This is a genomic window from Caldithrix sp. (genome assembly GCF_056497305.1).
Window position 1 is genome coordinate 1 of record NZ_JBSMDE010000040.1, and the last position, 12,242, is coordinate 12,242.

The 12,242-nt window shown below is 42.3% G+C and carries 11 protein-coding genes; 10 read left to right on the forward strand and 1 reads right to left on the reverse strand.

Annotation, left to right across the window (positions count from 1 at the left end; all coding sequences use genetic code 11):
- Positions 1-604: 604 nt before the first annotated feature.
- The 10 genes from gcvPA (at position 605) to ACWB0I_RS03445 (ending at position 9,912) form a co-directional block, all read left to right on the forward strand.
- Entirely contained in the window at positions 605-1,933 is a 1,329-nt protein-coding gene (gene gcvPA, locus ACWB0I_RS03400; RefSeq protein ID WP_479386631.1) for an aminomethyl-transferring glycine dehydrogenase subunit GcvPA, read from the forward strand.
- Positions 1,934-1,941: 8 nt separating this feature from the next.
- Complete coding sequence (locus ACWB0I_RS03405) at positions 1,942-2,976, forward strand: response regulator (RefSeq protein ID WP_479386632.1); 1,035 nt, start codon at positions 1,942-1,944, stop codon at positions 2,974-2,976.
- Between the two features lie 2 nt (positions 2,977-2,978).
- Positions 2,979-4,433, forward strand: coding sequence for an aminomethyl-transferring glycine dehydrogenase subunit GcvPB (gcvPB, locus tag ACWB0I_RS03410; RefSeq protein WP_479386633.1), 1,455 nt, complete (start codon positions 2,979-2,981; stop codon positions 4,431-4,433).
- 17 nt (positions 4,434-4,450) lie between these two features.
- Positions 4,451-5,191 (forward strand): response regulator, encoded by a 741-nt coding sequence (locus ACWB0I_RS03415; protein WP_479386634.1) that lies wholly within the window; start codon positions 4,451-4,453, stop codon positions 5,189-5,191.
- Between the two features lie 245 nt (positions 5,192-5,436).
- The gene (locus tag ACWB0I_RS03420; protein ID WP_479386635.1) at positions 5,437-6,447 is read left to right on the forward strand and encodes an NAD(P)-binding domain-containing protein; all 1,011 of its coding nucleotides are present in this window, start codon (positions 5,437-5,439) and stop codon (positions 6,445-6,447) included.
- Between the two features lie 83 nt (positions 6,448-6,530).
- Positions 6,531-7,418, forward strand: a complete 888-nt coding sequence (gene pdxS, locus ACWB0I_RS03425; protein ID WP_479386636.1) for a pyridoxal 5'-phosphate synthase lyase subunit PdxS — start codon at positions 6,531-6,533, stop codon at positions 7,416-7,418.
- Positions 7,419-7,991, forward strand: coding sequence for a pyridoxal 5'-phosphate synthase glutaminase subunit PdxT (pdxT, locus tag ACWB0I_RS03430; RefSeq protein ID WP_479386637.1), 573 nt, complete (start codon positions 7,419-7,421; stop codon positions 7,989-7,991).
- 204 nt (positions 7,992-8,195) lie between these two features.
- The gene (locus ACWB0I_RS03435) at positions 8,196-8,810 is read left to right on the forward strand and encodes a Panacea domain-containing protein (RefSeq protein ID WP_479386638.1); all 615 of its coding nucleotides are present in this window, start codon (positions 8,196-8,198) and stop codon (positions 8,808-8,810) included.
- Complete coding sequence (locus ACWB0I_RS03440; RefSeq protein WP_479386639.1) at positions 8,803-9,483, forward strand: Fic family protein; 681 nt, start codon at positions 8,803-8,805, stop codon at positions 9,481-9,483. Before ACWB0I_RS03435 ends, ACWB0I_RS03440 begins: the two co-directional genes overlap by 8 nt.
- A 195-nt stretch (positions 9,484-9,678) precedes the next feature.
- Positions 9,679-9,912 (forward strand): GxxExxY protein, encoded by a 234-nt coding sequence (locus ACWB0I_RS03445; RefSeq protein WP_479386640.1) that lies wholly within the window; start codon positions 9,679-9,681, stop codon positions 9,910-9,912.
- Between the two features lie 136 nt (positions 9,913-10,048).
- Here the strand turns inward: ACWB0I_RS03445 and ACWB0I_RS03450 are convergent, their stop codons facing one another.
- Positions 10,049-11,530: an aspartate aminotransferase family protein gene (locus ACWB0I_RS03450; RefSeq protein WP_479386641.1), complete on the reverse strand. Its 1,482-nt coding sequence runs from the start codon at positions 11,528-11,530 to the stop codon at positions 10,049-10,051.
- Between the last annotated feature and the right edge of the window lie 712 nt (positions 11,531-12,242).

The window sequence follows — 12,242 nt, forward strand, 5'->3', positions numbered from 1 at the left end:
TCCAAGGCAGCGGAGCCGCAACCAACATCAACCGCAAAGAGCACAAAGATTTAGAAAAAAATAAAATTTATTGACATGTAAGGCTAGGACTCAGCAAAGCGGCACAATTTGCTCCCCCTTCCCTTTATTAAAAGAAGGGAATGGGGCGGGTGGGGTAGGATCTTCAGCACAAAAATTTTCGCATCCCGCTGTGGCGGGACTAGATCTTTTAAGGGAAGTATTAAAAACATCCTCACAGTCCATTAACCTTTCCTCGAAATCGGATCATTAATATTTGCAAGAAAATCAGTAGAATCGTAAACTTAGAATACTTCCTTCAAAACTTATAATCCCGCTTAGCGGGATGCGAAAATTTTAATGCTGTTTTAGGTAGGACGTGTTGAAGAATTGGTTTAAATTATTTCTGCGAATATCTGCTAAATCTGCGCGAAATATAATTGTGATTAAAACAGTTTCTATCACTTTTGGTTCCGGCTATGCTGCCTTAGTTTAATATAAAAATAATGAAGAGCTCAGAAAACTTTGTTATTATTTTCTAAAAATATTAAATTCCTTATCTTAAATACAAACGGAACTCCAGGAACCAAAATCAAAGGTAATGAATATGAGCTATTGGACGAATTCTGAACAGGATATCAAAGCCATGCTTGAAACCATTGGTGTTTCTCAATTCGAAGAATTAATTGCCAATATTCCCGAAAAACTCAGATTTAAAGGGAACTACCAGATTCCAGAGGCCCTGTCTGAATTGGAGGCCAGAAAATTGCTGGAAGAACTCGCCAGTAAAAATCTGCCCATGATTCCATTTGCAGGAGGCGGAGCGTACGATCACTACATTCCGGCCGTGATTGATGAAATAGCCTCCCGACCTGAATATTACACATCTTACACACCCTATCAAGCGGAAGTGAGCCAGGGTAATTTGCAGGTAATGTACGAATTCCAATCCTTGATCTGTGAACTGACTCAGATGGATGTAACCAATGCTTCCATGTATGAAGCGGGCTCTGCTCTGGCTGAAGCGGTATTATTGGCTGTGGGGCACACGCGCGGTAAAACCGTCTTTTTACCGGCTACATTAAATAAACGTTACAAAGAGGTAGTAGAAACATATTTAAGGCACATGGATGTTCGGATTCTGGAAATTCCACATCACAATTTCGTTCTGGATCTGGATTATCTGCATGAGCATCTGGATGATCAGGCGGCCTGTATTGTGGTTCAGAATCCCAATTATTTTGGTTTTCTGGAAGATGTGGAGCGGATTAATCAGTTGCGCAAGGATTCTAAATCTTTGCTGATCTATGTGTACGATCCCATTTCGTTAGGGGTACTTAAAACGCCGGGTGAATTCCAGGCCGATATTGCTGTTGCCGAGGGCCAGGCCTTGGGTAATCCGCTCAATTTCGGCGGGCCTTATGTGGGCTTGTTCTCGGCTAAAGAGACTCTGGTGCGTAAAATGCCTGGTCGCATTGCCGGAGAAACCAAAGATGTTGATGGCAAACGGGGCTATGTATTAACATTGCAAACACGTGAGCAACATATTCGCCGGGAGAAGGCAACATCCAATATTTGTACCAATTCAGGCTTACTCACCTTACGAGCTGCGGTCTACCTTTCAGCCCTGGGCAAGAAGGGCCTGCAAAAGGTCGCTGATCTCTGTCTGCAAAAAGCGCACTATCTGGCCGACGAACTGCAGAAAATTAAAGGCATAGAACTGACTTCTGCGGCGCCTTTCTACAAAGAGTTTACTGTTAAGCTGCCCAAGAATGCTTCGCTGGTTGTACAGCGTTTTCTGGAAAAGGGCATTCTGGCCGGCATCAGTCTGGCCCATCTGGGATTGGAGGATCTTTTATTGATTGCCGTTACAGAAAAGAGAAGCAAAGCCGAACTGGATAAATATGTAAAACTGATGAAATCCATTTTGAATTGAGGGAGTTTATGCCATCCATTTTAATAGCAGATGACAATGCAGAGATGTTAGAAACCTTGGAACGTATCTTTGCCCTGTACGAATTTGATGTGTACAAGGCCGAGAATGGAAAACAAGCTATTGAGCTCGCGGAAAAGGAATTACCCGATCTCATCATTCTCGATGCTAAAATGCCTGTCATGGATGGCTTTGAGGCCTGTAAATTGCTGAAGAACAATCACCACACGCGGGACATTCCAGTGGTATTTTTAACGGCCAATTACATTCAGCCTACCGATCGTGTTACCGGTTTACAACTGGGCGCCGACGATTACCTGCTTAAACCCTTTAATTCCAAAGAATTGGTAGCCCGGGTAAAAAGCATCATTAAGCGCAATGAGATCATGCGCATGCTAAAAGATGAAAACCATCGGCTGGCTGAAACCACAAAAAAAATCCAGCGCGAACTGAAAGCGGTTTTAGAGCATTCGCAGGTGGTGAGCGATAATCCGATGATCGATCAGCTGACCGGGCTCTACAATTTCCACTTTTTTAAAATCCGTTTACAGGAAGAAATCCAGATCTCGGCCCGCTATGGCGCCGACTTTGGACTGGCCGTCATTCTGGTCGAAAATTTTGATCAGATCAATGAAATGCTGGGACATCAGTTAGGCAATTACATCCTGATGAAAATGGCCAACTTCTTGTTAACCAAAACGCGCAAAGCGGATGTCCTGGCCCGTTCGGGTGAAGGATTGTTTTATGTTTTGATGCCCCACACCGATGTGGAAGGAGCCTTTATTGAGGCCGAACGCATCCGCGTCGTGCTTTCAGCAACCGATTATCTGGATCAGGAAATTCTGGAAACGCTCCATCCTGGAAAACGTAAGATTACAGAATTACAAAATTTAGTGGTGAAGGTGGGCGTGGTAGCTGATACTTCTGAACAGTTAAAATCCGAGACCGTCGATAATATTCTGCAACGCTTGAATCGTTGCCTGGAAGTGGCCAGAGAAAAAAATTACAGCGTGACCATTGCTGAAAACAAGATTGAAGAGGAGTGAACATGTACCGCAAGTTGATTTTTGAACTGGGACAGGAAGGTCGTGAAGGCCATGCACTGCCTGAGTGCGATGTGCCGCAAAAACAAGTCAATTCCATGATTCCTGAAAATTATTTAAGAGCAAAACCGGCCCAACTTCCGCAGGTTGCGGAAAATGAGGTCGTGCGCCATTTTGTAACCCTTTCTGCACTGAATCACCATGTCGATAAATCATTCTATCCCCTGGGCTCCTGCACCATGAAGTACAATCCCAAAATTAACGAACAGGTTGCCAGCTTACCCGGGTTTCGGGATCTGCATCCTGAGCAACCCGAAGCCGTTACCCAGGGAGCCCTGCAGTTGATGTACGAATTGGGAGAGTTGTTAAAAGAGATCACCGGATTTAGCGCTATTACTTTGCAGCCAGCTGCCGGCGCCCAGGGAGAGTTAACCGGCCTGTTGCTCATTAAAAAATACCATCAGATGAAAGGCCGAAATCGTACGATCATTCTCGTTCCGGACTCCGCCCATGGTACAAATCCGGCTTCAGCGGCTATTTCCGGCTTTCAAATTAAAACCATTAAATCCACTGAAAACGGCCTGGTCGATTTGCAGGATTTGCGATCGAAAACCAATGAAAATGTCGCTGGAATTATGTTGACCAATCCCAGTACACTGGGCATTTTTGAAACCCAACTGGCTGAAATCCGTTCCATCATGGATGAAGTGGATGCGCTGATGTACATGGATGGCGCCAATTTAAACGCTCTGTTTGGTATTGTGCGTCCGGCCGATACGGGCTTTGATGTGATGCACATTAATTTACACAAATCATTCTCAACGCCGCATGGCGGAGGCGGACCCGGTTCCGGACCGGTGGCCGTCAATGATAAATTAAAGGATTTTTTGCCGGTCCCCGTGGTTGTTAAGCGCGACGGTCGCTACCTGTTGGAAGATAATTTGCCGCAAAGCATAGGTCGCGTGCATTCTTTTAACGGCAATTTTGGTATGTTCGTTAGGGCTTACACCTATATTCGCATTTTAGGCAAGAGCGGCTTGCCGCAAGTCAGTCGCCATGCCATCATTAATGCCAATTACCTGAAAGCGCAACTTGAGAATATCTTTGAGTTACAATATCCGGCGCCCACCATGCACGAATTTGTGCTGTCGGCCGAAAAACAAAAAAAGCGGGGCGCTAAAGCTCTGGACATTGCTAAACGATTATTGGATTATGGGGTGCATCCGCCGACGATCTATTTTCCGCTGATTGTTAAAGAAGCGATGATGATCGAACCGACTGAGAGCGAGAGTAAAGAGATGCTGGACACGTTTGTGAAAATTCTTTTTGAAATCGATCGGGAAATTGAAGAATCTCTGCAAACAGTGGTGCAGGCGCCACACCATACGCCGGTTCGCCGTCTGGATGAAGCTGGCGCTGTAAAAAATTTGAATGTCAATTATTTTAAATTTCATGTTTAACAGAGCTCGGAGAGGGGATGGGAGCTAAAATTCTGATTGTGGATGACAATCCCAATGTGTTGAGATTATTGAAAATTACGCTGACCAAATCCGGTAAGGATTATGAGATAATTGAGGCCGAGAATGGGGAACGGGCCTTTGAAATCGCCAACAAAGAAAAGCCGGATTTGATCATTTCGGATGTGATGATGCCTCAAATGGATGGGATTGAACTATGCTGGATGATTCGGGAAAATTCGGAAATTCCCCTCGTCCCATTTATCTTTTTAACCTCCTTTGATGATCCGGAGATGGAAATCAGGGGATTCAGGGCCGGGGCAGATGAGTACCTGAGCAAACCCATCGATCGTAAATTGTTGCTGCGTCGCGTTGAAGAACTTTTGGCCCGCTCGCAAAATGTAAAAAAGATGGAAGACCGTAGCGAAAAGCAAAAGGGATTTTCAGGCGATTTGCGCGATCTCTCTTTGGTCGAAGTAGTACAGATGCTTAATTTGAATAAGAAAAATGGCCTGCTGAAAGTGAACGGCCGCGTTTCCGGAACCATCTATTTTAAAGACGGTCAATTGTGGCATGCTAAAAGCGATCATAATGAAGGCGAACTGGCCATGTATGAATTGGTTCCTCTGGAAGAAGGAACGTTTCAATTCACCTCCCAGGAAGTGAATGTGGAACGGAATATTCAAAACTCGACCATGAATGTCATCATGGAAGCCTGTCGTATTATGGATGAAGCAAAGCACAAAGAAGAATCTGATTAATCCAGAACCTAAAATCGTTGAACAGACGTTTTGCAGAAATTCAATTGTTTAATCAATCGGGGAAAAACTCTGTTTTATAGCGGGGGAAATGAGCCTGGCGCTCAGGAAATAAAGTTGCTCCAGAAATACTTGATTCAGGAACCAAAATCAGCCTTTGAAGTTCGATAGGTTTATTGCTGAGTAAAATTCTGGATTTTCGATGCGTTTGAATCGAAGTCATTTTAAAACAGGTTTAAAAGAAAGTCATGCAAGTAAATAAAGAAGTTATTATTATTGGCGGTGGTCCGGCCGGTTTAAAAACGGCAGAAATTGCCCGGCAAAAAAAACTGGACTATGTTGTGCTGGAAAGAGGAAAGCCCGGTCAGGCCTGGGCCGAAATTCGTCCCGACCTGTTAATGCTTTCGCCCTGTCTGCCACAAAGAGACTGGACCAGCCTTTCCAACAAATTGCCCATCTGGAAAATGGATGTGCAAAGGCCTTATTGTACGGCCTCAGAATTTGCCCGTTACCTTGAAGCCTATTGCGATTTTTTTCAACTGGATATTCAGACGCACCAGCCGGCCGTAAGTGTAACGCGCACAGATGAGGGAAACTATGTGGTAAAAACCGCCAGCCATGAGTACACGGCTCCCATTCTGATGGTTGGTACGGGTATTTTTGGCAATCCCTATTTCCCGGAAATCGAAGGGGTAAAAAACAATCCCTATGTGCTGCATTCTCATTTTTATCGTAATAAGATGGACTTTGCCAATCAAAAGGTTCTGGTTGTCGGCGGAGGGAATAGCGCGGCCGAAACGGCAATTGATCTGGTCGGTCACTCCATGGTTTACCTGGTTACGCGGGACGAATTACAATATTTTTCCGATACCAGGAAGTTGTACCACATCCGTGGTGTGTACGAAAGCTATTTGAAAGAATTAATCGCCATGGAAATCATCCGTTACAAAGCCTTTCAGGAAATTACACACATTGAGGAAAATGTCGTGCATTTCAGAAACTGGCAGCTGGAGGTGGATAAAATTATCTTTGCCACCGGGTATCATGGCGATTTGAAGGTGTTGAGTAATTTCAAATTGCGCGTAAATCGCAAAAATTATCCGGAAGTGACCGAAAGCGGGGAGAGCATCCAGTATCCGCGTTTGTTTTTCATCGGACCTTTGTTCTTTCAGGGCATGTCCACCAATGTGATTCATGGCTTTGTCAAACAGATTCCCAAAACGATGGAGCGCGTAGAGCAGTTACTTAGAACGTGCTAATATTTACGATTTGAACTTACTTGACTTGCAACGGTTAAAAAAATAAATTAGGCGCTTGAAAAAAGCAAAAGAGAGGTGAAACCATGTTTTTAACGGATAAAGAATTCAAAGTGAAAGTTGGCCTGGCCGAAATGTTAAAGGGCGGTGTGATAATGGATGTAACCAATGCCGAACAGGCCAAAATTGCTGAGGATGCCGGCGCGGTGGCGGTAATGGCGCTGGAGCGCATCCCGGCCGATATTCGCGCTCAGGGCGGCGTGGCGCGCATGTCCAATCCTAAAATGATTAAGGAAATCATGGAGGCCGTGTCCATTCCGGTGATGGCCAAGTGCCGCATCGGCCATTTTGCCGAGGCCCAGGTTTTGCAGTCCATTGGCGTCGATTTTATTGATGAAAGTGAAGTGTTAACGCCAGCCGATGATAAAAATCATATCTGGAAACACGAATTTAAAGTACCTTTTGTTTGTGGTTGCCGTGATTTAGGCGAGGCTCTGCGTCGCATTGCCGAAGGGGCGGCCATGATCCGCACCAAAGGCGAAGCCGGCTCCGGAAATATTGTGGAAGCGGTGCGCCACATGCGTTCGGTCATGGGCGAAATTCGACGCATTACCAACATGAGTTATGATGAGCTGACCAGCTACGCCAAAAATTTAGGCGCGCCACTGGAATTGGTTCTGTACATTAAAGAAAATGGTAAATTGCCTGTGCCCAATTTTTCCGCCGGCGGTATTTCCACACCGGCTGACGCTGCTTTGATGATGCAATTAGGAGCCGAATCGGTTTTTGTTGGTTCTGGTATTTTTAAATCGCAGGATCCCGAAGCGCGGGCCAAAGCCATTGTAATGGCAACAACGCACTATGACGATCCCGATGTGGTGGCCAGGGCCAGCGAAGGTCTGGGCGAAGCTATGCCCGGCCTGGAAATGAGCCAGATTCCGGAAGAAGAACAGTTGAACAAAAGAGGCTGGTAAGTGAAGCAAACAGTCGGCGTATTGTCTTTACAGGGGGACTTTTCAAAACACAAAAAGGCCATTGAAGACAGTGGACATCAGGCGCTTCTCGTAAGAGATTATGAGACGCTCAAAAAATGCGATAAATTGATCATTCCAGGCGGCGAATCAACCACGCAACTGCTGCTCATCGATAAATTGGGTCTGCGCGAGCCATTACTGGAATTTGGACAACAAAAAGCCATTATGGGCACCTGTGCCGGCCTGATTATTCTGGGCGCCACCCGTGAACATCTGCCGTCCGAGCCCTTGAAATTGATTAATATTGAAGTCAAACGCAATGCCTACGGCCGGCAGGTCGATTCCTTTATTGATACGGTTCGGTTAACGATAGCGGATAAGCCAAAAGAGTTTGAAGGCGTATTCATTCGTGCCCCTAAAATCCTGAAAATGGGGCCGGACGTAAAAGCCCTGGCCTACCATAACGATGAGGTGGTTATGGCTGCCAATGAGCGGATTCTGGTGGCCACCTTCCACCCGGAGCTCACCAACGACTCGACCATTCATCGCTATTTTATTGAAAAGTTCACCTGAAATTTTCAATTGGCGTGATATCAGATTCATTATGATGATTAATAATAAAATTAAAAAAAGGTCATTAGCACAAAGAACACATTGAATAACGGAAACAATACGAAGAGTAAATTTGTTTTAGATTAATGAACAAAATTATTTTCTTGAACTCTTAAAATTGGATAATTATATTAAATAGAGAATCATTTCAAAAAGATTTAAAGAATGAATAAAATAACAATTTTTGATATTGCGGATTATATTTTACATAAATTTCAAAACAGAATGAATAATATTACTCCATTGAAACTCCAAAAATTACTTTATTATGTTAAAGTATGGTCCTTAATTGCTAATAATGAATTAATCGATGAACAGTTTTATAAATGGGAACATGGGCCAGTAAATATAAATATTTATAAGAAATATAAACATTTAAATTCAAACTCTATCCCAACACCGGAATTTGTTATTGATTTTCCAAATACAACTAAAGAATTAATTAATTTCATTGTAGAAAATTATATTGAACTTGATGCAATAACATTATCTCAATTAACTCATTTAGAAGAGCCCTGGCAAAAGACAAAACATAATAAGCCTATCAAAGAAAATTTAATTAAATCGTACTATGCTAAGCTTCCATTTGCAAAAAATTTTCCATTAAAAAAAGACAAACCATATTTTCCAATTTTAACTCCGATGGATCATTCATTTACATTTGATTTTAGTAAAAATGATTTAAATTTACTAAATAAAAAGTATTATTTTAAAAATTATGAAGATTATAAAAAACAAAAAGAGAAAATTAAAAATGAATTAAAGGTGATCTTTGGATGAAATAAGCCATTTTAGGGATTTATTGTCTACATTTGGCAAACAGGGGAATTCAATAAATGTAATTGAAGCATTAAAACAAATTCGTAGTAAATACGTTTTTTTAACAAAGTATAACGCTATAATTGTTGAATTTCTTAAACATAATCCGGAGCTTTTTAAAGAAATTTTTAAATCATACATTATCATTTCTCATTCTTTACTATTTAGAGATTATTTTACAAATGCCGGCAGTTTTAGAAATATTAATGATGACAATGAAGGTAGAATTTATTTTGGACCTATTGATTCTAAAAAGGGACAGATTAAATTTTCAGGGGCCCCACCTGATTTAATTGATTCATTAATCAATGAGTTACTTGAACTTTTAAATCCAAATATTCCTTCAGATGATCCTTTAGAGAATGCAGTGAAATTTTATCAACAATTTGTTTATATACATCCTTTTTATGATGGAAATGGAAGAATTGGAAGATTAATTGTCTCTGTTTATTTGGGATATTTTAACCTGTTTATTGATTGGGAAAAATTAGAGAAAGAGGAAAATAAAAATAAATTTATAACAAAATTAAATCGTTGTCATAATTTAATCAATAAACCATGGTATGATAAAAGGATTAAGGAACTTATTAATTTTATCAGAAAGTTTGTATTAAAAATTTCAGATGAAAGATAACTTTTTACTATGGAATTGCTATTGAAAACTATTCGAATGAGCCGTATAATGTGTTAAAACAATAGAAATAAAGTCATGAAATAAAATAAAATAAACTTCGTGAATTCGTGGCAAAAATACTGCCAGATAAAATCGGATAAAAAAAGGAGCAGTATCATTAATAAAGATGAATCTTATAAGATTATCGGCCTGTGCATGGAAGTGCACAATAATCTTGGCAAAGGTTTTCTGGAAGTGGTTTACAAAAACGCATTGGAATATGAATTTAAGCAGGCCAAAATTCCATACGAAAGCGAAAAAGAATATCAAATAAAATATAAAGAAATCATACTACCACACAAATTTTACGCCGATTTTGTAGTATTCGATAAGATTATTTTAGTGGCAGCAAAGGCAATGAACATATTGCTTAACCAATGGACGACCTGAAAATCTCAGGATGTAAATTAGGTCTACTGGTCAATTTGGGAAAGCTGTCCCCAGAATATAAGCGGATTATTCTTTAAATAGACATGAATGCACGAATTAATAATCAAAAAAATTCGTGCATTCGTGGCAAAAATATTTAAAGAACCGAAAGACTCCGATCCAGTTTATCTAAAAAATAATTGACTTCACCTTCGCTGATGACGGTAGGTGGCAAAAAGCGGATGAAGCTTCCGGTGGAAAGAGAGGCTTTTACACTGTGTTCTCGCAATGTTGTTTGAATTCTTTGCACATTTTGCGCGCTGCCCAAATCAAAAGCTACCATTAAGCCCCTACCGCGAATTTCGCCCATGACCGCATGTTTGCTTTTTAATCGTTGTAATCCATCCATCATTTGACGACTACGTTTGACCACATTTTGCGTAATATTTTTGGCGCGCATCTGCCTGGTGGCAATCAGCGCTGCCGTCATGGCCATGGGATTGCCGCCAAAGGTAGAGCCATCATAGCCGTACTGCATGGCCTGGGCAATCTCCTGGCGCGTAACCACGGCCGTAACCGGGTAACCGCCGCCAAAAGATTTTCCAATCACCATAATATCCGGCACCACATTGTAGCTCATGCAGGCAAACCAGTCGCCAGATTTCACGGCGGTGCGCCCAAATCCTGCCTGCACCTCATCGTCAATGATTACGGCTTCGTACTCTTTGGCCAGTTGCCACAATCCATCAACAAAATCCTGAGTAGCAGGTAAATTGCCCGCTTCTTCGCCCTGAACCATCTCCAGAATGATGATTTTAGAGCCGGTTTGTTTTAGCAAATTCTCTACACTTTGCAGATTGTTAAATTCGGCAAAATGCACCCAGTCCAATTGGTGCAGGCCAAACGGTTTGCGGTATTTTTCGTTCCAGGTTACGGCCACTGCGCCGTGGGTGCGCCCGTGAAATCCGCCTTTAAAGGCAATAACATTGGTTGTGCCGGTAAAGGCTTTGGCCATTTTCAGCGCTTTGTCAACCGCTTCGCCGCCCGAATTTTGCCAGTAAAACTGATTAAGCCCTTCCGGCATCATGGTATGAATTTCTTTTAAGAAGCGGGTGCGGGCGATTTGAATGCGGTCTTCTTTCATGGAAATTAAGGTGCTGGCCTGATTGTACAAACCGCGGGCGATTTGCTCGTTGGCCATGCCCAGATTGGTGGCGCTGTAGTTGCTGTCCATATCCAGGTACCATTTGCCTTTGGTGTCCATAATCCAGCAACCTTTGCCCAGCACGGGAATGATGTCCTCTTCGGGACGTGAAACCGGAATCTTAAATTGTTGGTGCAGAGCAATGGCTTCCTGAGTTGAAATCTCAGAAAATTGTAACTGGAAAGTGATCTCTTTTAGTTGATCCCTGGTTAGATCGCTCTGGTCCAAGTAATCGATTATTTGCAGAGCCTGTCGTTCATCCATTGATAGACGTGGATTCTGGATGTCTAATTGTTGGCTTAATCTGGCTATGTGATCTTGAGCGCGCTCACCGAGTACGTTTTCCAGAACTTCGAATAAACGCTCAAAGGTAGCATTGGTGCGTTCCGGATGCAGTGTCGGATCGTAAATTAAGGCTTGTTTCAGTTCTTCCATGATGACTCCTTTTGTTACGTTTAATACGTTTAATATGTTGGCAAGAATAAGAAATAAGTCGTAGACTGGGTGTGATATTATGCACGATGTGTAATAAAATTACAAAATAGTCACGTTTTAGGAATACCTCCCTCAAAAGATTTAATAAAGGGAAGGGGGGAGCAAATTGTGCAGCTTTGCTGAGTTATGCTCTGATGTGTTAAGATATTTTGCAATCTTTGCGCACTTTATGAATGCTTCGCTCTTACCAAAGTCTCGAGCTGAAGCTCGAGTTGCGTTGCGCCTGCGAATTGTTTACCAGTGCAAAGGATTCTTCCTCCCGATAAATCGGGATTAGAATACTTCCTTCAAAACTTATAATCCCGCTTAGCGGGATGCGAAAATTTTTATGCAGTGTGAAGAAACAAAACCGTTGAATTGTTGAATTGTTGATTGGTTGAATGGTTGAATGAGCATCGGGCTGACATAGCGAATTTCCATTGTTCGTGAATGGTGTTTTCAATACAGGTGAGAAAACTCCCCCACCAAGCCTTCCCCGTCTCCCAGACTTTTATTCTGGAAGACGGGGACCGAGGGGGTAAGGGCTAATTCGTAATATGACTTCTGCTGTTGAAGGAGAAGAGTTAAGAGTGTAAGAGTTAAAGGGTTCCAGGGCACCGGCCTGTCATTTTTTAAAGAAGTTTTTTGGGTTGCGGCTCTGCTGCCTTAGAAA